21 protein-coding genes are annotated in these 21,110 nt (G+C 71.5%); 9 read left to right on the top strand and 12 right to left on the bottom strand.

Annotated elements, in window-relative coordinates; genetic code table 11:
• A complete protein-coding gene (locus ACFQ2D_RS10175; RefSeq protein ID WP_280941455.1) occupies positions 1-606 on the bottom strand; it encodes a DUF998 domain-containing protein in 606 nt (201 codons plus the stop codon).
• 164 nt (positions 607-770) lie between these two features.
• Positions 771-1,208 carry a VOC family protein gene (locus ACFQ2D_RS10170; RefSeq protein WP_280941456.1) on the bottom strand — a complete coding sequence of 146 codons (438 nt, stop codon included), beginning with the start codon at positions 1,206-1,208 and terminating at the stop codon, positions 771-773.
• A 257-nt stretch (positions 1,209-1,465) separates the two neighbouring features.
• Between ACFQ2D_RS10170 and ACFQ2D_RS10165 the strand changes: the two genes are divergently transcribed.
• Complete coding sequence (locus tag ACFQ2D_RS10165; RefSeq protein ID WP_280941457.1) at positions 1,466-3,598, top strand: M48 family metallopeptidase; 2,133 nt, start codon at positions 1,466-1,468, stop codon at positions 3,596-3,598.
• A gap of 42 nt (positions 3,599-3,640) precedes the next feature.
• Here the strand turns inward: ACFQ2D_RS10165 and ACFQ2D_RS10160 are convergent, their stop codons facing one another.
• The 5 genes from ACFQ2D_RS10160 to ACFQ2D_RS10140 form a co-directional block, all read right to left on the bottom strand.
• A complete protein-coding gene (locus tag ACFQ2D_RS10160) occupies positions 3,641-4,843 on the bottom strand; it encodes a serine hydrolase domain-containing protein (protein WP_280941458.1) in 1,203 nt (400 codons plus the stop codon).
• 57 nt (positions 4,844-4,900) lie between these two features.
• Positions 4,901-5,296 carry a YciI family protein gene (locus ACFQ2D_RS10155; RefSeq protein ID WP_280941459.1) on the bottom strand — a complete coding sequence of 132 codons (396 nt, stop codon included), beginning with the start codon at positions 5,294-5,296 and terminating at the stop codon, positions 4,901-4,903.
• Between the two features lie 22 nt (positions 5,297-5,318).
• The gene (gene msrB / locus ACFQ2D_RS10150) at positions 5,319-5,780 is read right to left on the bottom strand and encodes a peptide-methionine (R)-S-oxide reductase MsrB (protein WP_280941460.1); all 462 of its coding nucleotides are present in this window, start codon (positions 5,778-5,780) and stop codon (positions 5,319-5,321) included.
• A 91-nt stretch (positions 5,781-5,871) separates the two neighbouring features.
• Positions 5,872-6,120 carry a DUF3297 family protein gene (locus ACFQ2D_RS10145; RefSeq protein WP_280941461.1) on the bottom strand — a complete coding sequence of 83 codons (249 nt, stop codon included), beginning with the start codon at positions 6,118-6,120 and terminating at the stop codon, positions 5,872-5,874.
• Positions 6,121-6,165: 45 nt separating this feature from the next.
• On the bottom strand, positions 6,166-6,450 hold the full coding sequence (locus ACFQ2D_RS10140) for a DUF4031 domain-containing protein (protein ID WP_280941462.1): 285 nt from the start codon (positions 6,448-6,450) through the stop codon (positions 6,166-6,168).
• A gap of 84 nt (positions 6,451-6,534) precedes the next feature.
• Between ACFQ2D_RS10140 and ACFQ2D_RS10135 the strand changes: the two genes are divergently transcribed.
• Positions 6,535-8,517, top strand: coding sequence for a BCCT family transporter (locus ACFQ2D_RS10135; protein ID WP_280941463.1), 1,983 nt, complete (start codon positions 6,535-6,537; stop codon positions 8,515-8,517).
• Between the two features lie 20 nt (positions 8,518-8,537).
• Here the strand turns inward: ACFQ2D_RS10135 and ACFQ2D_RS10130 are convergent, their stop codons facing one another.
• Complete coding sequence (locus ACFQ2D_RS10130) at positions 8,538-9,113, bottom strand: DUF3016 domain-containing protein (RefSeq protein ID WP_280941464.1); 576 nt, start codon at positions 9,111-9,113, stop codon at positions 8,538-8,540.
• 148 nt (positions 9,114-9,261) lie between these two features.
• Between ACFQ2D_RS10130 and ACFQ2D_RS10125 the strand changes: the two genes are divergently transcribed.
• From ACFQ2D_RS10125 to ACFQ2D_RS10110, 4 genes are all read left to right on the top strand, one after another.
• Positions 9,262-10,221 carry a L,D-transpeptidase family protein gene (locus ACFQ2D_RS10125; protein WP_280941465.1) on the top strand — a complete coding sequence of 320 codons (960 nt, stop codon included), beginning with the start codon at positions 9,262-9,264 and terminating at the stop codon, positions 10,219-10,221.
• 10 nt (positions 10,222-10,231) lie between these two features.
• Positions 10,232-10,891, top strand: a complete 660-nt coding sequence (locus ACFQ2D_RS10120) for a M23 family metallopeptidase (protein ID WP_280941466.1) — start codon at positions 10,232-10,234, stop codon at positions 10,889-10,891.
• Between the two features lie 83 nt (positions 10,892-10,974).
• Complete coding sequence (locus ACFQ2D_RS10115; protein WP_280941467.1) at positions 10,975-11,889, top strand: ankyrin repeat domain-containing protein; 915 nt, start codon at positions 10,975-10,977, stop codon at positions 11,887-11,889.
• 26 nt (positions 11,890-11,915) lie between these two features.
• Entirely contained in the window at positions 11,916-14,108 is a 2,193-nt protein-coding gene (locus ACFQ2D_RS10110; RefSeq protein ID WP_280941468.1) for a hypothetical protein, read from the top strand.
• A gap of 76 nt (positions 14,109-14,184) precedes the next feature.
• Here the strand turns inward: ACFQ2D_RS10110 and ACFQ2D_RS10105 are convergent, their stop codons facing one another.
• Positions 14,185-14,829: an arylesterase gene (locus ACFQ2D_RS10105; RefSeq protein WP_280941469.1), complete on the bottom strand. Its 645-nt coding sequence runs from the start codon at positions 14,827-14,829 to the stop codon at positions 14,185-14,187.
• Positions 14,830-15,075: 246 nt separating this feature from the next.
• On the opposite strand from ACFQ2D_RS10105, the gene ACFQ2D_RS10100 reads away from it, so the two are divergent.
• Genes ACFQ2D_RS10100 through ACFQ2D_RS10090 form a run of 3 tightly spaced genes read left to right on the top strand, consistent with a single transcriptional unit; the run spans position 15,076 to position 18,597 of the window.
• Positions 15,076-15,828, top strand: a complete 753-nt coding sequence (locus tag ACFQ2D_RS10100; protein ID WP_280941470.1) for an ABC transporter ATP-binding protein — start codon at positions 15,076-15,078, stop codon at positions 15,826-15,828.
• 4 nt (positions 15,829-15,832) lie between these two features.
• Positions 15,833-18,358, top strand: a complete 2,526-nt coding sequence (locus ACFQ2D_RS10095; RefSeq protein WP_280941471.1) for an ABC transporter permease — start codon at positions 15,833-15,835, stop codon at positions 18,356-18,358.
• A gap of 17 nt (positions 18,359-18,375) precedes the next feature.
• On the top strand, positions 18,376-18,597 hold the full coding sequence (locus tag ACFQ2D_RS10090; RefSeq protein WP_280941472.1) for an RNA-binding S4 domain-containing protein: 222 nt from the start codon (positions 18,376-18,378) through the stop codon (positions 18,595-18,597).
• Positions 18,598-18,749: 152 nt separating this feature from the next.
• Here the strand turns inward: ACFQ2D_RS10090 and fabB are convergent, their stop codons facing one another.
• The 3 genes from fabB to ACFQ2D_RS10075 form a co-directional block, all read right to left on the bottom strand.
• Complete coding sequence (gene fabB / locus ACFQ2D_RS10085; RefSeq protein WP_280941473.1) at positions 18,750-19,982, bottom strand: beta-ketoacyl-ACP synthase I; 1,233 nt, start codon at positions 19,980-19,982, stop codon at positions 18,750-18,752.
• A complete protein-coding gene (gene fabA / locus ACFQ2D_RS10080; protein WP_280941474.1) occupies positions 19,979-20,488 on the bottom strand; it encodes a 3-hydroxyacyl-[acyl-carrier-protein] dehydratase FabA in 510 nt (169 codons plus the stop codon). The genes fabB and fabA overlap by 4 nt, the downstream gene beginning before the upstream one ends.
• A 164-nt stretch (positions 20,489-20,652) precedes the next feature.
• Positions 20,653-20,979, bottom strand: a complete 327-nt coding sequence (locus ACFQ2D_RS10075) for a DUF6249 domain-containing protein (protein ID WP_280941475.1) — start codon at positions 20,977-20,979, stop codon at positions 20,653-20,655.
• Between the last annotated feature and the right edge of the window lie 131 nt (positions 20,980-21,110).

Below are 21,110 nucleotides of genomic sequence, written 5' to 3'. Positions count from 1 at the left end.
TCAGCCCCGGCGGGCGAGGCGTCGCATGTGCAGGGACATCGCCGCCAGCCAGCAGACGATCGAGGCGATCACCACCTTCTGTGCAAGGCCGCGCGGCAGTTCGCGCCACAGCGCGAGTACCCAGATCGCGCCGAAACAGGCGACTGCCCACGGCAGCAGCCAGCGCGCCTGTCGACGCCAGCGTGGATCGTGCCGCAGGCGCAGCGCCTGCAGCACCAGGCCGGTGGTGGTGAACAGGAATGCGCCCTGCGCGGTGATGCCGTGGAGCAGGCCTTCCATGCTGGCGTCGACGCCGGGCAGGTCCATCCAGGCATAGGCGGTGATCGACAGGCACACGCCACCCAGCACGAACATCAACAGCGGTGCGGCCGATCGCGAGGCGGGTGGCGCACTGCGCCGCGCGTCCCAGGCCAGGCCGACCATGGCGGCCGACAGCGCCACGTACGCCGCCTGCAGCAGTGGTCCCCATGGCCCGATGAGGTACAGGCTCATCTGGCTGTGGACGGGATCGAGTTCGGGCCGCAGCAGGTGGAGGGCGACAGCCGCCATGACGAACAGCGCGATGCCGGCCAGCGCGGTCTGCGGCCAGCGGGAGGACACGGGCATGGGAACGTGCGGATGCATATCGCGTCGACGCGGAACCAGGATCGCTGTGTAGCACGCGATGCGCGCAGGCGGAACCGCACGCATTCCTGCGGCTTCCCGATCCCGTCCGCATGCGACCCGCGCGATGCGCCCGGACCGCCGCGCGCGGCCCGGACGCTGCGGATTCAGCGGCGGAACCTGGTCGCGCCTTCGTAGCTGATCATCCACTGCACGCCGAAGCGGTCGGCGCAGATGCCGTACAGTTCGGCCCACTCGGTGGCCTGCAGCGGCATTGCGATGCTGCCGCCCGCCGACAGCCCCTCGAACACGCGCATGGCCTCCGCGGCGTCGTCGGGCGCGACCACGATGTAGCTGTTGTTGCCGGGACGGAACGCCGCGGCATCGGCGCCGACCACGTCCGTGCCCATCAGCATGTTCGCGCCCAGCGGCAGCGCGATGTGCGCGATCCGGTCGCCGGCCTCGGGCGGCGCGCCCATGTTGGCGGGGAAGTCGCGGTAGCGCACCACCATCGGGAAATCGCCGCCGAACACCGAACGGTAGAACTCGAAGGCTTCCAGCGTATTGCCGGCGAAATTGAGGTAGGGATTGACGCTTTGGACCATTGGGGAAACTCCTGTCGATGGCTGCGTGCGACGGCGCACGCCGGTGCGACGAACGGCAGGGCCCAGCATCGACAGTTGCTTCTCGCGAGTGGCCGGCTCCCCTAGGCCCCGTTGCCGCTCCGGTCCGATTGTGTATGCTCGGCCGGCGGCGGCACAGGGGGCTGTGCCGCGTCGCGGTCGTCGGCGGGGGAGGCCGCGGCCGCCAGAGGAACGCCAAGCCAGCCGTGCCCGGCCCTCCGGGCGCGCAGGGGGATGTCATGGATGCGATGGTGGTGCCGGCGGGCGAGAACGCCCCGCCCTTGACGGGGTTGATGCAGGCGATGGCGCCGGGCTCGGTCCCCCGGCCGGCGCGGCGGCCGCTGTACACGCTCCTGCTGTGGCTGGTGGCGCTGCTGTCGTGCCTGCTGCCGCTGGTGTACTTCGGCCTCGTCGCCGCACTCGGCTGGCTGGGCTACGCCTACTACGCCGACTGGGCGCCGCGCGGGTTCAGCGGCTGGACGATGGTGGCCTGGACGGTGCCGGGCTTCGTGCTCGGGGTGTTGATCCTGTTCCTGCTCAAGCCACTGTTCGCGCCGCGGGCCAGGGTGCCCGACGCGGTCCGGCTGCCGGAGAAGGAAATCGCCTTCCGCGCGGCGGTCGTCTCGCTCTGCCGCGCCGTGGGCGTGGCCCCGCCACGCGAGATCTACCTCAGTCACAGCGTCAACGCCTGGGTCCAGTTCAGTCCCGGCCCGGCCGGCCTGGTGGGTGGCGCGAGGACGCTGACCATCGGCCTGCCGCTGGTGGCGGGCATGAGCGCGCGCCAGCTGGTGGGCGTGCTGGCGCACGAGTTCGGCCACTTCGCGCAGCGTGGCGGCATGCGCGCCGCGCACGTGATCAATCGCGTCAACCGCTGGCTCGAATCGCGTGCCTACCATCGCGACGAGTGGGACGAGCGCCTGCAGGGCTGGCTCGACGACGGCGAGGAGGGAGATGGCGGCAACCTGCTCCATCTGGCGTGCGCGATCACCCAGGCCTGCCTTGGCCTGACCCGCGTGTTCCTGCGTGGGCTGTTCCAGCTCAGCTTCCGCATGAGCCGGCGCCTGTCGCAGGAGATGGAGTTCGACGCCGACCGTTACGAAGTCGCCGTGGCAGGCAGCGACAGCTTCGCCGGCACTGCGCTGCGCCTGCGCGCGCTGTCGCAGGCCATGCACGAGGTCGAGCTGCTCAATCGCAAGGCCTGGCGCGAGGGCAGCCTGGTGGCCGACCTGCCGGCGGCCGCCGCACTGCGCATGGGCCAGTGGACCGCAGACGACTGGCAGGCGGTGGAGCGCCTGGTCGACAACGACGACGAGACCCGCTACTGGGATTCGCATCCGGCCGACCAGGCGCGCATCGCCAACGCGATGGCGCAGCCGGTGGCGGGCATGTTCGTCGACGACCGTCCCGCCGCCGGGCTGTTCGCCGACTTCCCCGCTCTGTGCCGGGAAGTGACCGATCACTACTACCGGGAGATGGGCCTGGAGTTCAGCGCGCGCAACCTCATGGAGCCCGCGCAGCTGCTCGGCATGGGGCAGCTGCCGGAGGCGCTGGCGGCGGCCTGGAAGCGCTTCGCCAACGGCATGCTCGGCACGGTGCCGCTGCTCGACCCCTCCGCCGGCCTGCTGCAGCCGGCGGCCGGCTTCGACTGGCAGGGCTGCGTGGACGAACTGCGCCGGCTCGGCCCGGAGGCCTCCGACCTGTGGCCGCGACTGGAGCGCAGTCGCGCCAGGGCCGACGAGCTGGAGTTGTGGGTGCGACTGGTCGACCTGGGCGTGGACTTCAGCATGCCCGACGGCAGCGAGCCCGATGCGGCCGCACTGCGCGAACAGCTGGGCCAGTGCCGCAACGGCACGTCGGCGGACAACAGGCTGACCGCGCGCCTGCTCGCGGTGTTCGCGCGCCGCCTGCAGCTGGCGGCCGATGCGATGGAAGCTCCCGCGCGCGGGCAGGCACAGGCGCGGCTGGCCCTGCTGCAGCAACTTCACGATGCGTGGCCGCGGCTTGAGCGGCTGGTGTCCGATGGGCGGCTGTGCCTGCGCCTGCAGTCGGGCATGGCGCGCGATGCGGACGCGCTGCGTGTGCGCGTGTTCGCCATGGCCGAGGACTACCGCCAGGCTTTCGATGCGCTGCTGGCCAGGTTCGATGGAGTCGCGTTGCCCGATGGCGCAAGTCTTGGCCGGGCGCTGCGGAGTCGCTGTGGCCGCATGTCCACCGCGGGAGCCGACCCGTTCGCCTTCATCCACGTCACCGCACCCGTGGAAGATGCCTTCCTCGACATGTACCGGCGCGAGCTGGCGGAACTGGCGCTGCTGGCCGACGCGGCCGAGCGCGCGCATGGCATCCGACCGATCCGGTTGTTCCAGGCACGCTGACCGCGCCCCGTCCGGGCGCAGGCCGGGTGGCTGGCGCGCGGCTCACTCGCCGCGCGCGAGCTGCTCCTCGATCTCGCTGAAGGCCGAGCGCGAGCCGGTGCGTTCGTCCGGCACGCCCGTGGCGAAATAGACCACGCCGCTGCCGGCGGCCGGATCGATCCACAGCCCCGAGCGCAGTCCATAGGCCGAGCCGCTGTGGCCGACGCGTTCGACCCCGTCGCCGAAGGGGTCGTCGCCGCAGCCGGGCTGCGGCGTCGCCAGGGTCTGCGTGGCCAACCCGTAGCGGCAGAAGAAGGCCAGCGCGTCGCCTGCGCCGGTGTCCTCCTCGTGGCCGATGCCGTTGCCTGCCGCCTGTCGCCATTGCGGCGCGAGCAGGCTGCGCACCGATGCGGGCGTCAGCAGGCGCACGCCGTCCACCTCGCCCTCGCCCAGCAGCAGGCGGCCGATCTTCGCCAGGTCGCGTGCCGAGATGCGCAGGCCGCCCTGGGGCGAGAACAGCGCGCCGTTCTCGCCGGCGCGCCAGCGCGACAGGTCGCACTCGGCGCCATCGGCGACGATCACCGGACAGGCCGGCGCGCGTCCGCGGTGGTCGTCGCGCACTGGGGCGTGCGTCTCGTCGTACAGCACCACGGCGCGCGCCGTCGTCGCCGCGTCGCAGGCGGCCCAGTTGTAGCAGCCGGCGAGGCCGAGTGGCGCCAGCACCAGGCGCTGCATCAGCAGGTCGAAGCGTTCCCCGGTAGCGCGTTCCATCACCGCGGCCACCAGCGGGAAGCCGAGGTTGGCGTAGCGGAAGAAGGCCCCCGGCGGGTGGTCCGCGTCCCAGGCGCGCGGATCGTCGAGCAGCGGCTGCAGCGGCTCGCCCAGCGGCACCTGCCAGTAGCCCGCGCCGTCGGTCAGCCCGGCCTGGTGCGACAGCAGCAGGCGCAGGCTGATCGGCACGTCGGGGTACTGCGGATGGCGCAGGGTCCAGCCCAGCGCCTCGGAAACATCTGCATCGAGGTCCAGGGTGCCGGCTTCGACCAGCCGCATGATCCCGATCGCCACCACCAGCTTGGAGATCGACGCTACCCGCACCGGATCGTCGGCGGTGACTTCGCGCCCGGTGGCGAGATCGGCATGTCCGCTCGCCTGCACCGCAGCCACTCCGTCGCGGTCGAACGCCAGCCGGACCCGCGCCACCGGATCGTCGGCCCGGACCTGACCGGCGCAGAGGGTCAACATCAGCAGCCAGAACAGCAGGCGCATGGATCGGATCCCGTTTGTCGTCGACGACGATCAGCGAATGAAACGGGCGTGCAGCGGTCAGGCGACCGCCGGCCGCTTCCGCGCGCCGACGCGCGCGCGCACCGCGTCGACGTCGCGCACCGCACGCACCTCGATGCAGCCGGTTTCGGCCCAGGGCAGTTCCTGCGCCATTCGCACCGCATCGTCCAGGCTGTCGGCTTCGACCAGGTTGAAACCGGCCAGCATCTCCTTGGTCTCGGCGAAGGGGCCGTCGACCACGCTCACCCTGCCCTCGCGGCGGCGCACCGACCTGGCCGTGTCCGGCCGTTCCAGCTGCTGGAAGCCCAGCAGCGCGCCCTCGGCCTGCAGCGCGTCGGCGCGCTCCAGGCAATGGCGCATGCGGCGATCGTACTCGCCCTCGGGCAGCGCCTCGATCATCGATTCGTCCACGTAGACCAGCAGCAGGTACTGCATCGGATCCTCCGGTGGTGCCGGCTCAGGGCGCGGCCTGGTTGTCGCCGCGCCCCAGCGGGTCGGGCAGGGGCTCGCCCGCGTCGACGAAGGCCAGCGACACCGAGTTGATGCAGTGGCGCTCATGCGTGGGCGGCGGGCCGTCGGGAAAGACATGGCCGAGATGGCTGCCGCAGCGTGCGCACACTTCCTCGGTGCGGACCATGCCGTGGCTGGTGTCGCGCACATAGCGGATGTGGTCGGGCGCATAGGGCGCGAAGAAGCTGGGCCAGCCGGTGCCGGAGTCGAACTTGGCGCCGGAGCGGAACAGCGGCAGCCCGCACAACCGGCAGGCATAGACGCCTTCGCGCTTGTTGTCCAGGAATACGCCGCAGAACGGCGCCTCGGTGCCGTGCGCCAGCAGGACGCGGCGCTCGGCCTCGTCCAGCCCCGCTTCGAGCGTGGCGCGTTGCGCGGGATCGGGCGGGGTCAGGTCGAATCCGGGCACGGGCGGTTCCTTGCGGCGGGGCCTGCGGGAAGTGTGCCAGCTCCGGGACGGGCCGGAGTGAGCGGTCCGTCAGTACAGGGCACCGGCAGGGCTACTGCGCCTGCGGCAGCAGGTACCAGGCTTCGACCTCGCCCTTGAGCTTGATCGTCAGCGGCTGCCCGCGACGGTCCAGCGCCTTGCCGGCGGCGACGCGGATCCAGCCTTCGCTGATGCAGTACTCCTCCACGTCGCGGCGCTCCACGCCCTTGAAGCGGATGCCGATGCCGCGCCCCAGCGCGGCCTCGTCGTAGTGCGGGCTGCGCGGGTCGTTGCTGAGGTGGTCGGGGGGCGTGTCGGACATGGCGGGCAACGGGATCTGGTGTGCCCGCCATTGTAGCGGACCGGCTCAGGGCGCTTCGCCGCGCCCCTGTGCGCGGGCGCGGGCGATCACCGCGCGCACCAGCATGCGGTCGCGGTGTCGCGAGATCGGCTGCGCGCCCAGTGCGATCGCATGCTCGCGCAGTTCGGCGGTCACGTCGTAGTGCGCGCCGCTGGTCTTGTTCTGGAAGGCATGGCGCGGGATGCCCAGCCGCGCGGCGAAGGCGTGCAGTTCGTCGAGCGTGTCGGCCATCAGGTGCGCCCAGCGGCGGCCGCGCCACAGGGTGACGGCGTCATCGACGTACACGGTCATCCGGCGGCGGCTCCTCACGTTGCGATGACGCATCTTCGCCCAAAACGGGCCGAGTCCGCCGTCCCGCCGTCGCCGGAGACGTCCATGTCCGATCTTCCATTGGCGCGGCGCCGGCCGCGCGCCATGATCCTGCCGCAGGTGTTCTACCCGGTCGCCGGCCTGGTGCTGCTGCTGGTGGCCATGGCCTTCGTCGCGCCGGCGCGCACCGGGGAGGTGTTCGAGATCGCCAAGCGCTGGACGGCCGAGGAGGCCGGCTGGTTCACGGTGCTGTCGGTGGCCGGCTTCCTGGTGTTCGTGGTGGGGGTGGCCGCCAGCCGCATCGGCACGCTCAAGCTCGGCCCCGACCACAGCGAGCCGGACTACGGCTATCCGACCTGGTTCGCGATGCTGTTCGCCGCCGGCATGGGCATCGGCCTGATGTACTTCGGCGTGGCCGAACCGGTGATGCACTTCAGTGCGCCGCCCGTGGGCGAGCCCGGCAGCGTCGATGCCGCGCGCCAGGCCATGCGCATCACCTTTTTCCACTGGGGCCTGCATGCCTGGGCGGTGTATGCGGTGGTGGCGCTGTCGCTGGCCTATTTCGCCTACCGCCACGGCCTGCCGCTGCGGATGCGCTCGGCGCTGTATCCGCTGATCGGCGAGCGCATCCACGGCTGGATCGGGCATGCGGTGGACGCGTTCGCCGTGCTGGGCACGATCTTCGGCCTGGCCACATCGCTGGGCCTGGGCGTGATCCAGATCAACTCCGGCCTCGACTATCTGTTCGGCCTGCGCGTGGATACCGGCGTGCAGGTGGCGCTGATCGCGGGCATCACGGCGGTGGCCACCTTGTCGGTGTTCTCCGGCCTGGACCGCGGCGTGCGTCGGCTGTCGGAATTCAACATGCTGCTGGCCGTGGCCCTGCTGCTGTTCGTGCTGCTTACCGGCCCCACCATCCACCTGCTGCAGGCGCTGGTGCAGAACACGGGCATGTACCTGTCGAACGTGTTCGCGATGACGTTCAACCTGTATGCCTACGAGCCGACCGGCTGGATCGGCGGGTGGACGCTGTTCTACTGGGGCTGGTGGATCGCGTGGTCGCCGTTCGTGGGCATGTTCATCGCGCGCATCTCGCGCGGGCGCACCATCCGCGAGTTCGTGGTGGGCGTGCTGCTGGTGCCGATGGGGTTCACCTGCCTGTGGATGACGGTGTACGGCAACAGCGCGCTGCACATAGTGCTGTTCGGCGGCGATGCGGCCCTGGTCGAGGCGGTGTCGGCCGACAGTTCGGTAGCGCTCTACCGGTTCCTGCAATCCCTGCCGCTGGCCGCCGTGACGTCCGCGATCGCGACGCTGCTGGTGACGGTGTTCTTCGTCACCTCGGCCGACTCGGGCGCGCTGGTGATCGACATGCTGTCCTCGAAAGGCGAGCAGGAATCGCCGGTCTGGCAGCGCATCTTCTGGTCGCTGCTGGTCGGTGCGGTCGCTGTCGCCCTGCTGCTGGCGGGCGGGCTGGCCGCGCTGCAGGCGGGCACCATCGCCGCGGCACTGCCGTTCACCGTTGTCCTGATCCTCGCCTGCCTCGGCATGCTGCGCGCGATGCGGCTGGACGTCGCCAAGCGCGAAGCCGTGCGCGGCGCGCGCAGCCTGCCCCCGGGACACGGCCTGCACATGGACTGGCGCACGCGCCTGCGGGTGCTGGTACAGCAGCCGGGGTGCGACGAGGTCCGGGCCTTCGTCCGCGACCAGGTGGCACCGGCGCTGGGCGACGTGGCGGCGGAGCTGCGCGGGCAAGGCATCCCGGCCGACACCGGGCAGGGCGGGGACGGACGCGCCTGGCTGCAGGTGGGCCATGGCGAGGAAATGAATTTCCTGTACTCGGTCAGGCCCACGCCGTACGAGCCGCCCTCGTTCGTGCTGGCCGATCCGCGGCCCGGTTCGGACTCACGGCGCTACTGCCGGGCCGAAGTGCACCTGCGCGAGGGCGGGCAGGGCTACGACATCATGGGGTGGCGGCGCGAGGACGTTCTCCACGACGTCCTCGACCAGTACCGCCGCCACATGCACTTCCTCGACGCGGTGCGTTGACCCTCGGGACGCGTGACGGCTCAGCGGCCGGCGACCTCGACGCGGCGCAATTCGTCGCGCACCCAGCCGTCGATCATGCGCTTCTCGTAGTACAGGTTGTCGCGCGCCATCGGGTTGGCGCCGCCGGTGGTCAGGTAGCCGGAGTCGCGCAGCTCGCGCACGCCTTCGGCCAGCAGCTGGCCGTCCGCGCCGTACAGGCGGAACTCCAGCGACATCGACGGCGGGTAGTGGTCGCGCAGGAAGCGCACGTCCTGCATGTTCAGGCCGTGCCAAGGTTCGTAGCGGCCCGCGCGGTGGATGTCGGTGATCGTCACCTCCATCTTCTCGCCTTCGGGCAGGCGCTTCTCGGCGGACTCGCGCACGTGCTCGGCCAGCTGTTCGACCCAGCTGCCCTGGGCGGCGCGCCAGCGGTTGCCGCTGTACTTGAGATCGCTGAATTCGGCGGGATCGGTCCACTGTACCTGCACCCGGTCGGCCTCGGGCAGGCTGCGGGGCGCATCGGGATCGGTGACGTTGCGCGTCCTGGCGCTGGCGGCGGACGCAGCGGTGGCCAGCAGGACGACGACCAGCAGGAGCAGGCGGGATGCGCGGCTCATGGCATAGGACTCCGTGGTGGACACCCGGAGTGTGCGCCGGCGGTGCTTAACCGTCCACGACGCCCTCACGCCGGAGTGGTCGAGTTCACGCGGCGCAGGCGCGCCCCCCCGACAAGATGCGGTCCCGACCCGCTGCTGCCTGCCCGCCATGATCCGACTGCTGACTCCTGCCGTCCTGACCCTGTGCCTGTCGCTGGTCCCCGTCCACGCCGCGGACCAGCCAGCGGGCGAACTGTCGGCCGACAGCGTCAATGCCGCTACCGGCAGCGGGAACGCGGCATTGCTGCGCGCCCAGGTGCTGCTGGAGCGATTCCGCTTCTCCCCGGGCGAGATCGACGGCGGGCCGGGCGACAACACCCGGCGCGCGATCGCGGCCTTCCAGCGTGCGAACAGGCTGGAGCCAGGGGGCGAACTCGACGAGGCGACCTGGAAGTTGCTCGCCGGCGACGACGTACCCGCGCTGGTGACCTACACCCTTACCGAGGACGACGTGGCCGGTCCGTTTCGGGAAATTCCCGAGGACACGATGGAAAAAGCCAAGCTGGAGGCGCTGGGCTATGCCTCCGTCGAGGAGGCAGTGGCCGAAAAGTTCCGCGCCTCGCCGAAGCTGATCGCGCGACTGAATCCCGGCAAGCCGCTCAAGGCCGGCACCGAACTGCTGGTACCGAACGTGGCAGACCTGCCGGCGCTCGCGCCGGCCGCGACCGTGGTGGTCGACAAGTCCGATTCGGTCCTGCGCCTGCTGGACGCGGACGGCAAGGTGTACGCGCAGTTCCCGGCGTCCACCGGCAGCGAGCACGATCCGCTGCCGATCGGGGAGTGGAAGGTCCGGACCGTGGCCACCGACCCCACCTTCCACTACAACCCGGAGCTGTTCTGGGATGCCGATCCCGAGCACGCCAAGGCGACCCTTCCGCCCGGGCCGAACAATCCGGTGGGCACGGTCTGGATCGACCTGTCGAAGGAGCATTACGGCATCCATGGCACGCCCGAGCCCGCGCAGATCGGCAAGACCCAGTCCTACGGCTGCATCCGCCTGACCAACTGGTCGGCGCGCGCGGTCGCCGGCGCGGTCGAGGCCGGCACCCGCGTGGTGCTGCAGGAGTGAGGCGGCGCTGGTGCGTTGGTTGATCGTCCTGGCCCTGCTGTTGCTGCTGGCCAATGCCGGCTGGTGGCTGCTGGGCGGGGAGGGGCGAATGCCCTGGCAACGCAGTCCGGCGCCGGGCGAGGCGCGGGCGACCGCGCAAGCGGCGGACGCCCCCGGGCCGCGTCGCCATGACGGGCGCGCCACCGTGCCCGCGACACCGGCGCCTGTGCCCGCAACAACGCCTGCTGCAGGACCCGGCCTGCTGCTGCCCGTGCAGGGTGTGACCCCTGCGCAGCTGTCCGACACCTTCGGCGACGCGCGCGACGGCGAGCGCCGGCACGAGGCACTCGACATCATGGCGCCGGCAGGCACGCCGGTGCTGGCGGTCGCCGACGGGCACGTCGAGAAACTGTTCGACAGCGAGCGCGGCGGTCTCACCGTGTACCAGTTCGAGCCCACTGGCCGCTGGTGCTACTACTACGCCCATCTGCAGGCCTACGCGCCGGGACTGGCCGAGGGTGCGGAAGTGAAGCGCGGGCAGGTGCTCGGCTACGTCGGAAGCACCGGCAACGCGGACCCGTCCGCGCCGCACCTGCACTTCGCCGTGTTCGCGCTGGGCCCCGAGCGGCAGTGGTGGGTGGGTACGCCCGTGAACCCGTATCCGCTGCTGGCCCGGCCCGCTCCGCCCTGAGACCTGCGTGGCCCGGCGGCACCGATTGGGCTAACCTGCGGGCGTCACCCGACAGGCAGGACGCCATGGAAGGAGCCGCAGGGATGCCGATCCGTGTTGGGCGCGGCAGCGCGGGCGGCGCCCCGCTCGTGATCCGCCTTGTGCCGTGCTGGCTCGCGCTGGCCTGCCTGCTGCTGGCCGGCTGCCATCCGGACCTCTTCGCCGCCGCACGCCAGTCGCGCCAGCAGGCCGCCCTGGTCGAAATGTTCCCCGACCCTCAAGCCCAGGCGCTGGCGATCGCCGCCGAGCACGGCGACGCGCGCGAGGTGGGGCGGCTGATGCGGGAGGAGGGCGTCGATCCGGACCGGATCTTCAGCAGCCCGAAGGGGCGCATCCCGCTCCTGGCCTGGCCCATCATCACCGGCAACCCCGACGGCCTGCGCGCCATGCTCGAGGCCGGCGCGGATCCGAATGCGAAGACCCGTTACCCGAGCGACCGCGGCGAGCGCTACTACCCCAACGCGATGGTCTGGGCCGCGCAGCAGCCCGATCCGGCCTACCTTCGGATCCTGCTCGACCACGGCGGCGACCCGGACACGCGCAACGCCAACGACGAGGCGCTGCTGTTCCACGCCTACATCCACGGCAACCAGTGGCGGAACGTGCAGCTGCTGGTGGAGCGGGGGGCGGATGTGAATGCCGACATCTTTGCCGGATCCACGATCCTCGACACCTATGCATCGATGGGTGGATTCGAAATGACCTACTGGCTCCTCGAGCATGGGGCGGATCCCGCTCTGATCTATCGATACGGGCAGCCGGAAACCCGACCCGACTCGCATGCCATCGAGGCGATCTTCTGGCACCCCGGATCCCCCGAGCGGCCCGAGTGGCAGCGGCATTGTCAGCAGAGACTGCTGGCCGATGGGCATGTACGGCCGCCGATGCCCGAGCATTACCGTCTTATGCGGGAAAGACTGGGCATGCCATTTCGTGAGCGGGACATTCCACTGCTCTGACCATCGCCTGGACAAGGAAAGTCGGCATGGATGATCACTACAGGCAACGACGTGACTTGCTGTTGCAACTGGAGCTGGCAGGCGAGCCGGAACTGTCTGCCCGGGCGACTCGTCTCAGGGAGCTGTATCACGCTCGCGAGATCGCAGGGCTTTCCCTGGACTCTTACGACGCGGCTCGCGGGGTCGGCCAGCCCGAAGTTGCCTGGAAGAGGGCAAGCGAAGCTCCCGGGTTGTTGCGTAGCTGGGCGCCCGGACTTGGACTGCAAGAAAACCAGCTACGCGCCATGCTGCGTCCGGAGAACTCAGGGTTCCGGGCAGAGATATATCTGCCCGATCCAGAGATACTTGGCCCGGGATTCAAGCCGACGCTGGTATTCAAGGGATCGGGGGGCGAGGTTGCGGGCGCTGACGGACGGCTTCGCGACACGACCATCGAAGATTTCTTCGGGAACAACTTTCCCCAGTCGCTCGGCATGCAAACCGATTACTACGACCGCGCGATGACTATCGCGATGCTGCTCAAGCGTGCTGGCCTGGATTTCGAGATCGGTGGGCACAGCCTCGGGGCGGGCAAGGCCAGCGCTGCTTCAGCCATTACCGGCATGCGGGCAGTCACCTTCAATGCCGCAGGTCTGCATCCCGGAACCGCACTCCGGTTCTCCAAGCAAAATGGCAACATGCCGTTGTTTGACACCGACAAGTTCGTCACCGCCTGGCAAGTCCAGGGCGATCTCCTCAACGACGGCGTCCAGGGCGATCTGGCCAACCTGGGCGCGCTGGATCGGCATCGCCTCGGCAGGCTGCTGGCCGATACCGCGGGCCTGCTGCGCAAGGTGCCCGAGGCGCGGCAGGTGCTGGAGCGGGAGCTGATGCCCAACGTGTCCGACGCGTCGCAGCCGGCGATGCGCGAGTTCCTCGACCGGCTCGAACAGGGCGGCGGCGCCAGGCTGCTGCGCGACCTGCCGCAGGCGGCGGGCATGCGCAAGCCGCCACTGTCGGCAATGGCCTCGGTGGACGGGGTACTGGTGCATCGCGAGCACGCCGCCTCGATCGCCGGGCTGCACAAGCTGGCCTCGCCGCTGCTCACGACCGTGGCATCGGCGGCGCGCGGCGCCGACGCGGGCAGTTCGGTGGGACAGGTGGTCGCGGCCGGCGGGCGCCTCGGCGATCGCGGGCTCGACCTGGGCGGCGACGGCGTGCGCCGTGCCCTGGGGCAGGCAGGGACGTTCGCCGCGGAGGGCTATCGCAGCGGTGGCATCACGTTCGCGCACGGCATGCGCGGCACTGGCGAGCTGACGGCGCAGTGGCGGGAACTGGGCGCCTCCCTGGAAGCGGGCGTCCACGAGGGCCGGAGCTGGCTGCGGGCACGACAGGGCGAGGCGGCGGCAGGTGCCTGGCGCGCACTGGGCGCAGCAGCGGGCGTGGTCTCGCCGCGGACGCGACGCGAACTGGAGGATCGGGGCGAGGCCAGCGTCGAACGCGCTGCGGCCCTGGCTGCGCAGGGGCGGCTCGAGGCGGAACAGGCGCGGGCACGAGGCCTGGCGTCGGCCGGCACGATCCGCCTGGCGGCGCAGTCGATCGGCGATGCGGCGGAGGCCCGCACCCGCGAAAACGGCGAGCAGGTGAAGCTGCGGCTGGCGGTCGCAGGGACCGTGGCCGATGCGGTGCTCGATGCCAGCGGCGACCGCATCGGGGCGATCACTGCCCGCGCGCCCCTGTCCGGCGCGGCGCTGGGGGGCACCACCGGCCTGCTGGTGGGTGGCGCGGTGGCGTATCGCCCCGGGTCTCCCTGGACCGGCTACGACGTGCAGGGGACGGTTCGCCTGGCGAGGGAGGCCGGTCCGGCGCTGCAGGAGGCGCTGCAGCGCCATGGCATGGCGAGCGCCATGATCCCGAGCCTCGATGGCGAGATCGCCCGGCAGGAACAGGCCGCACGCGCGCTGCTCGATGCCCGACAGCGCGGGGGCGCGCGGATCGAGCGCCCGCTTCTGCACACCGGCGAGTCGGGCCAGGCGCTGGACCGCTTCCTGGAAGCGCTCAAGTCGGGCGACGCCGGGCGCATCTCCGCCGCGTCGGCGGCGATGCTCGAGACGCCGCAGGCGCGCGGCTGGCTGCGGGACGGGCAGCAGCGGCTCGATGCGCTGCAGTCGCGCCAGGCGCCTGTCCCGGCGATCGAACAGGAGGCCCGCCAGCCGGACGACGCCGTGCTGGCGCGCTAGCGGAAGGCGGGCGGGCCCACGCCGGCCCCCGGGCGCGCGCCATGGTCATCGCCACGCCGCGGCCGGGATCGTCCCGTCAATCCGCGTCCGCCGCCTCGATCAGCGGCAGCAGCGCCGGCCAGACGTGGTCGAGCAGCTTGCCCTGGACCTCGATCGTCGGATGCAGGTTGTCGTCCTGGAATGCGTCGCGGTCGAGCGCGATGGGTTCGAGCAGGAACGGCAGCAACCCCGTGTCGAACAGCTTGGCGAGGTCGCTGTAGTTGCGCTCGAAGCCGCGCGTGTAGTCCTCGCCGAGGTTGGGCGGCATGCGCATGCCCACCAGCAGCACCTTCGCGCCCACGTGCTGCGAGGCACCGATCATGCGCGCCAGGTTGCGGCGCGCCTCGCGCAGCGGCAGGCCGCGCAGGCCGTCGTTGGCGCCCAGCGCGATCACGACCACCTCCGGACGATGGCGCAGCACCTCGCCGACGATGCGGGAAGCGCCGCCCGCGGTGGTCTCGCCGCTGATGCTGGCATTGACCACCCGCCAGCCGGGCCGGTCCTTCGCAAGCCGCTCGCCCAGCCGCGATACCCAGCCCTCGTGGGCGGCCATGCCGTAGCCGGCCGAGAGCGAATCGCCCATCACCAGCACGGTGCGCGCCTGCGGCGTGGTCGCCGGCCCGGGCTGGGCGAGAGCCGGCAGCAGCGCCAGCAGCAGGAGTAAACCGATGGCCCATTGCATCCCGCGGAGCCAGCCGCCATAAGGACCGTGACGTGCCGGCGTTTGCCCGCGGTTCGCGCGTTGCCGGACACGCTGGCCGGCAATGCGCTGCGCCGGCAGGCCCTGCGTCCTCGTACGGGCCGCGTCGTGCCGCCGCTGCGGCAACGCCGCCGGTGTCGTGCCGTAACCGCCAAGCTGCTGCATCGAACCTCCTCGTCCGTCGTGCGCATCGCGCCTGCGGTCCACGATAACCAATCCGGAATGAACATGGCCGACGCCCCCGCGCCCCACGCCGCCGCCGACCCCGCCCCTGATTCCGCCCCCGCTGCATCTCCCTCCACCGCGCCGGCCCTGCGCGTGCAGGCGCTGGGCAAGCGCGTGTCCCTGCCCTCGGGCCCGCTGACGATCCTCGACGGCGTCGGCTTCGACGTCGCGCGCGGGGAGGTGGTCGCCATCGTCGGCGCCTCGGGATCGGGCAAGAGCACCCTGCTGTCGCTGCTGGCCGGGCTCGACACGCCCAGCGACGGCTCGGTGGAACTCGACGGCGAGCCGATCTCGCGCCTGGACGAGGACGGTCGCGCGCGGGTGCGCGGCGACCGGGTCGGTTTCGTGTTCCAGAACTTCCAGCTGCTGCCCTCGCTGACCGCGCTGGAGAACGTGATGCTGCCGCTGGAGCTGCGCGGCGACGCCGATGCGGACGGACCGGCCCGCGCGATGCTGGGCAAGGTCGGCCTCGGCGAGCGCCTCGGCCACTATCCGAAGCAGCTCTCGGGCGGCGAGCAGCAGCGCGTGGCGCTGGCGCGCGCGTTCGTGACGCGGCCTTCCCTGCTGTTCGCGGACGAACCCACCGGCAACCTCGACACCAATACCGGACAGGCCATCATCGAAACGCTGTTCGCGATGAACGCCGATGCCGGCACCACCCTGGTGCTGGTCACCCACGACGACCATCTGGCCGCGCGCTGCCACCGCATCCTGCGCCTGGACGGCGGGCGCCTGGTCGGCGACGGGCGCGGGTGAGGCCATGAGGACGCTCACGCTCGCCTGGCGCCAGCTGCGCCGCGACCTGGCCGCCGGCGACATCCGCATCCTGTTCGCCGCGCTGGTGCTGGCGGTGGTGGCGGTGACCTCGGTCGGGTTCGTCACCGACCGCGCCGGCCGCGCGCTGGCGATGGAAGCCAACCGCCTGCTCGGCGGCGACGCGCTGGTGCGCGGCGATGCGCCCATCGTCGGGGCGATCGACGAGGCCGCCAGCGCGGCGGGCCTGCGGCGCACGCAGACGGTCGAGCTCGACAGCATGATCCGCGTCGGCAGCGGCGCCGATGCGCAACTGCGGCTGGGCGACCTGCGCGCGCTGGGCGAAGGATTCCCGCTGCGCGGCAGCTTCCGCATCGTCGATGGCGAGGGCGTGGAGCGCGATGCCGCCGGCGTGCCCGACCCCGGCACGCTGTGGCTCAGTCGTGCCGGCGCCGACACACTCGGCGCGCGCGTGGGCGATCGCGTCGGCATCGGCACGCGCGAGTTCCAGCTCACCGCGCTGGTGACGCAGGAGCCGGACGCGTCGATCGACTATTTCAACGTCGCGCCGAAGGCCTTCCTCAACCTCGGCGACCTGGCGTCCACCGGGCTGGTGCAGGAAGGAAGCCGGATCCGCTACCGGCTGGTGGTGGCGGGCGATGCGGCGGCGGTGGAAGCCTTCGCCGCGGTGGCGCGCGGGAATCTCGGCCGCGGCCAGCGCATCGAGACGATCACCGATGCGCGCCCGGAAGTGCGCTCCGCGCTGGATCGCGCCGGCCGCTTCCTCGGCCTGGCCGCGCTGGTGTCGGTGGTGCTGGCGGCGGTGGCGGTCGCCATGGCCGCGCGCCGCCACAGCGAGCGGCACCTGTCGGGCGTGGCGGTGATGCGCTGCCTCGGCGCGCAGCAGCGCACCCTGGTGGGGATCCATGTCGGGGAACTGCTGCTGCTGGGCCTGATCGTCTGCACCGTCGGCGTGGCCATCGCCTTCGCCCTGCAGTGGTCGGTGGCCGGCTGGCTGGCGCAGGCGCTGAAGGTGGATATCCCGCCGACGAGCCTCTGGCCGGCGCTGCGCGGCTACGGGGTGGGGCTGGTGGTGCTGCTGGCGTTCGGCGCGCCGCCGGTGCTGGCGCTGCGCCGGGTGCCGGCGCTGCGCGTGCTGCGGCGCGACCTCGACGGCGTCGAACCTTCGGCCTGGATCGTCGCGCTGGCCGCGCTGGGCGGGCTGGCGGCGCTGCTCTGGTGGCAGGCAGGCTCGGCCACGCTGGCCACGGCCATGCTGGTCGGCATCGCCGCCACGCTGGCGGCGCTGGCCCTGATCGCCTGGCTGCTGATCCTGCTGGTGCGCCGCGTGCGCGGACGCCTGCGCGGGGCGCTGCGCTATGGCCTTGCCAACGTCAGCCGTCGCGCGGGCACCTCGATCGCGCAGGTCAGCGCGCTCGGCCTGGGCCTGATGGCGCTGCTGCTGCTCACCTTCGTGCGCACCGACCTGCTCGACCGATGGCAGCTGGCGCTGGCGCAGGATGCGCCCAACCGCTTCATCGTCAACGTGCAGTCCGACCAGATCGGCCCGGTGCGCGAGTTCATCGCCGCGCGCGGGGTGGCCGAGCCGGTGCTGTTCCCGATGGTCCGGGCCCGGCTGGTCGAGCGCAACGGCACGCCGGTGCGCGGCGAGGACTACGCCGGGCGCACGGGCGATGCGGACGAGGACCGCCAGTCGCAGCGGCGCGCCGAGCGCGAATTCAACCTGTCGATGGCGGCGTCGCTGCGCGAGGACAACAAGGTCGTGGCCGGTACGTTCTGGAACGGCACGCCGGCCAGCCCGGAGCTGTCGGTGGAAGAGAACTTCGCCAAGGGCCTGGGCTGGGCGATCGGCGACCGCATCGCCTTCGACATCGCCGGCCAGCGCTTCGAGGCGCCGATCACCAGCCTGCGCAGCGTGGAGTGGGAAAGCTTCCAGCCCAACTTCTTCGTGCTCGCCTCGCCCGGCGCGCTGGACGGCTATCCGGCCAGCCACATCACCGCGGTGCAGGTGCCGGCGTCGCTGCCGCGGTTCACCGCCGAGCTGGTGCAGGCCTTCCCCAACCTGTCGGTGATCGACGTCGACGCGGTACTGGCGCAGGTGCGCAGCACCGCCGACCAGGTCTCGACCGTGGTCCAGGTGGTGTTCTGGTTCTCGCTGCTGGCCGGCGTGCTGGTGCTGCTGGCGGCGGTGAGCGCCAGCCAGGACGAACGCCTGCTCGAAGGCGGGGTGATGCGCGCGCTGGGCGGGCGGCGCGGGCAGCTGCGCATGGCCCAGGTCTCGGAATTCGCGGCGATCGGCCTGCTCTCGGGACTGGTCGCGGCGATCGCGGCCTCGCTGCTGTCGGGCATCATCGCCACCGAGGTGTTCGACCTGCCGTGGCGGACCAACTGGATGCTCGCGGTGGTCGGTGGCGCGCTGGGCGTGGTGGTCACGCTGGCCGCCGGGCTGTTCGCGACGCGGCGCGTGCTCGATGCGCCGCCGTCGACCACGCTGCGCGAGCTGCAGGGCTGAGGCGGGGAGGCACGACGATGGACGATGGGACTTTCGAGCTCGACGGCGAGTACGTCGAGCTCAACCAGCTGCTCAAGCTCTGCGGCCTGGTCGACAGCGGCGGTGCCGGCAAGGCGGTGGTCGCCAGCGGTGCGGTGCGGGTGGACGGCGCGGTGGAGCTGCGCAAGACCTGCAAGATCCGAGCGGGCCAGGTGGTCGAGCTCGATGGCGCGCGCATCCGCGTGATCGGCGGCGCCTGACGGTCGCGCCGCGCCGGGGCCTGTGGCAGCGACCCGGGCTGCGCCGTTCAAGGCGCGATGCCGCGTCCGGCCTCCGCCCGGGAATGCGCAGCGATGCCGGCGCATGCCCGGCGCGGCCACGGCGACGCTTGCGACCGGGCTGCGGCCCGGGCTCAGGCGTCCCAGCGGCGCAGCACCAGGCTGGCGTTGGTGCCGCCGAAACCGAAGCTGTTGGACAGGACCGTGCGCAGGGCGGCGTCGCGGCTCTCGCGCGCCAGCGGCAGGTCGGCCGCTTCCGGGTCGACGTTGTCCACGTTCACCGAGCCGGCGATGAAGCCCTGCTGCAGCATCAGCAGGCAGAAGATCGCCTCGTGCACGCTGGTCGCGCCCAGCGAGTGGCCGGTCAGCGACTTGGTCGAGGAAAACGGCGGTACCGCGTCGCCGAACACCGCGCGCATCGCGCGCAGTTCGGCCACGTCGCCCACCGGCGTGGAGGTGCCGTGGGTGTTGACGTAGTCGATTCCGCCATCCAGGCCTTCGATCGCCAGGCGCATGCAGGCGATGGCGCCATCGCCCGAGGGGGCCACCATGTCCTCGCCGTCGGAGCTGGCGCCGAAGCCGACCAGTTCGCCGAGGATCGTGGCGCCGCGCGCCTGCGCGTGCTCCAGGCTCTCGAGCACCAGGGCGCCGCCGCCGCCGGCGATGACGAAGCCGTCGCGGTCGGTGTCGTAAGCGCGCGAGGCGCGCTGCGGCGTGTCGTTGTATTTCGTGGACAGCGCGCCCATGCCGTCGAACAGCATGGCCATGCCCCAGCTGACCTCCTCGCCGCCGCCGGCGAAGACCACGTCCTGCAGCCCGGCCTGGATCTGCTGCGCGGCCACGCCGATGCAGTGCGCCGAGGTGGCGCAGGCCGAGGAGATCGAATAGTTCAGGCCCTTGATGCCGAACGCCGTGGCCAGGCAGGCGGACACGGTGGAGCTCATCGTGCGCGTGACCTGGTACGGACCCACCCGGCGGATGCCGCGCTCGCGCAGGGTGTCGGCCGATTCGATCTGGTTGGTCGGCGAACCGCCGCCCGAGCCCATGATCAGGCCGGTGCGCGGGTTCGAGACCTGGTCGTCGCCCAGCCCCGACTGCGCGATCGCGTCGCGCAGCGCGATGTAGGCATAGGCCGCCGCGTCGCCCATGAAGCGGCGCAGCTTTCGGTCGATCTGCGCTTCCAGGTCCACCTGCGGCACGCCCGAGACCTGGCTGCGCAGGCCGCGGTCGGCGAATTCCTGGTCGAATGCGATGCCGGGGCGTCCCTCGCGCAGCGCGGCCGAGACGGTGTCCAGGTCGTTGCCGATACACGAGACGATGCCCATCCCGGTGATCACGACGCGGCGCGGGCCCATCACCAGGCTCATGCGTCGCCTTCCCTCTGGAACAGGCCCACGCGCAGGTCGCTGGCCGTGTAGATCTCCTGTCCGTCGCAGTACATGCGCGCGTCGGCGATGGCCAGGATCAGCTTGCGCCGGATCACGCGCTTGATGTCGATCTCGTAGCGCACCAGCTTCGCGTCGGGGCCGACCTCGCCGGTGAACTTGACCTCGCCGGCGCCCAGCGCGCGGCCGCGGCCCGGCAGCTTCTGCCAGGTCAGGTAGAAGCCGACCAGCTGCCACATCGCGTCCAGGCCCAGGCAGCCCGGCATCACCGGGTCGCCGGCGAAATGGCACTGGAAGAACCAGAGGTCCGGGCGGATGTCGAGTTCGGCCTCGACCCGGCCCAGGCCGTGGGCGCCGCCGTCGTCGTCGATATGGGTGATGCGGTCGAACATCAGCATCGGCGGCAGGGGCAGGCGGCCGCTGCCGGGGCCGAAGAGCGTGCCTTCGCCCGAGGCGATCAGCTGGTCGTAGCTAAAGGAATCCTTCATCGAACGGGCGACTCGTCTTGCGCGGGACAATCCTGCAAGTATCGCGGAAAACCGCCCCATCGGGGCGCGCGCAGGGCCGCGGGAGTCGACCAAAGTCGCAGATGCGGCGTCGACGCCGCCTGAAAATCCCGGCCGGCCGCCGTCCCGGCAGCCGGCCGCAGGGCTTACTTGAGGTTGCGCGTGACGGCGTAGGCGGCCAGGTTGCCCAGGCCCGTGGCGCCGAGCAGGATCGCGAACATCAGCGGCGACGGGTCTTCCCAGCCCACGCCCTCGAGCACGGCGAATCCGACCGCCAGCGCCACGAGGATCACGCCCCAGCGCAGCGACGCGTGGCGGCGGCGCGATTCCTCGCCGGCCAGCAGGGTGCGCAGCATGTCCTCGGAGCCGTGCGACTGGACCAGATGGCGGCGGGCGCGGGCATCGACCACGGCCTTGATGGACAGGTAGATGCAGACGAACAGGACGATGGGGATGAAGACGGCGATGTCCATGGCGGGTGTCCCGGTAGGCGGATGGTGGTGGGTTCGGGTACTGGAGATACGGCCATCCGGCGCCCGGTTGCAGCCCGGCCCCCGACGATGCCGGCACCGCGTCTTGCAACCGTCGCTGCGGTGGGCGTATC

The organism is Luteimonas composti (assembly GCF_042678665.1).
GTDB lineage: Bacteria > Pseudomonadota > Gammaproteobacteria > Xanthomonadales > Xanthomonadaceae > Luteimonas > Luteimonas composti.
The sequence above is the reverse complement of the archived record's forward strand: the minus strand, read 5'-3'. Positions and strand labels throughout refer to the sequence as shown.

Excerpts from the sequence above, each read along its gene's own strand:
- ACFQ2D_RS10160 (WP_280941458.1), bottom strand. The coding sequence starts at position 4,843 with ATGCGCCTGCTGTTCTGGCTGCTGATGTTGACCCTCTGCGCCGGTCAG.
- ACFQ2D_RS10075 (WP_280941475.1), bottom strand. The coding sequence starts at position 20,979 with ATGGACATCGCCGTCTTCATCCCCATCGTCCTGTTCGTCTGCATCTAC.
- ACFQ2D_RS10175 (WP_280941455.1), bottom strand. The coding sequence starts at position 606 with ATGCCCGTGTCCTCCCGCTGGCCGCAGACCGCGCTGGCCGGCATCGCG.
- ACFQ2D_RS10115 (WP_280941467.1), top strand. The coding sequence starts at position 10,975 with ATGCCGATCCGTGTTGGGCGCGGCAGCGCGGGCGGCGCCCCGCTCGTG.
- ACFQ2D_RS10110 (WP_280941468.1), top strand. The coding sequence starts at position 11,916 with ATGGATGATCACTACAGGCAACGACGTGACTTGCTGTTGCAACTGGAG.
- ACFQ2D_RS10165 (WP_280941457.1), top strand. The coding sequence starts at position 1,466 with ATGGATGCGATGGTGGTGCCGGCGGGCGAGAACGCCCCGCCCTTGACG.
- ACFQ2D_RS10170 (WP_280941456.1), bottom strand. The coding sequence starts at position 1,208 with ATGGTCCAAAGCGTCAATCCCTACCTCAATTTCGCCGGCAATACGCTG.
- ACFQ2D_RS10145 (WP_280941461.1), bottom strand. The coding sequence starts at position 6,120 with ATGTCCGACACGCCCCCCGACCACCTCAGCAACGACCCGCGCAGCCCG.
- ACFQ2D_RS10095 (WP_280941471.1), top strand. The coding sequence starts at position 15,833 with ATGAGGACGCTCACGCTCGCCTGGCGCCAGCTGCGCCGCGACCTGGCC.
- ACFQ2D_RS10135 (WP_280941463.1), top strand. The coding sequence starts at position 6,535 with ATGTCCGATCTTCCATTGGCGCGGCGCCGGCCGCGCGCCATGATCCTG.
- ACFQ2D_RS10155 (WP_280941459.1), bottom strand. The coding sequence starts at position 5,296 with ATGCAGTACCTGCTGCTGGTCTACGTGGACGAATCGATGATCGAGGCG.
- ACFQ2D_RS10140 (WP_280941462.1), bottom strand. The coding sequence starts at position 6,450 with ATGACCGTGTACGTCGATGACGCCGTCACCCTGTGGCGCGGCCGCCGC.
- fabA (WP_280941474.1), bottom strand. The coding sequence starts at position 20,488 with ATGAAGGATTCCTTTAGCTACGACCAGCTGATCGCCTCGGGCGAAGGC.
- ACFQ2D_RS10130 (WP_280941464.1), bottom strand. The coding sequence starts at position 9,113 with ATGAGCCGCGCATCCCGCCTGCTCCTGCTGGTCGTCGTCCTGCTGGCC.
- ACFQ2D_RS10090 (WP_280941472.1), top strand. The coding sequence starts at position 18,376 with ATGGACGATGGGACTTTCGAGCTCGACGGCGAGTACGTCGAGCTCAAC.
- ACFQ2D_RS10100 (WP_280941470.1), top strand. The coding sequence starts at position 15,076 with ATGGCCGACGCCCCCGCGCCCCACGCCGCCGCCGACCCCGCCCCTGAT.
- fabB (WP_280941473.1), bottom strand. The coding sequence starts at position 19,982 with ATGAGCCTGGTGATGGGCCCGCGCCGCGTCGTGATCACCGGGATGGGC.
- ACFQ2D_RS10125 (WP_280941465.1), top strand. The coding sequence starts at position 9,262 with ATGATCCGACTGCTGACTCCTGCCGTCCTGACCCTGTGCCTGTCGCTG.
- ACFQ2D_RS10105 (WP_280941469.1), bottom strand. The coding sequence starts at position 14,829 with ATGCAATGGGCCATCGGTTTACTCCTGCTGCTGGCGCTGCTGCCGGCT.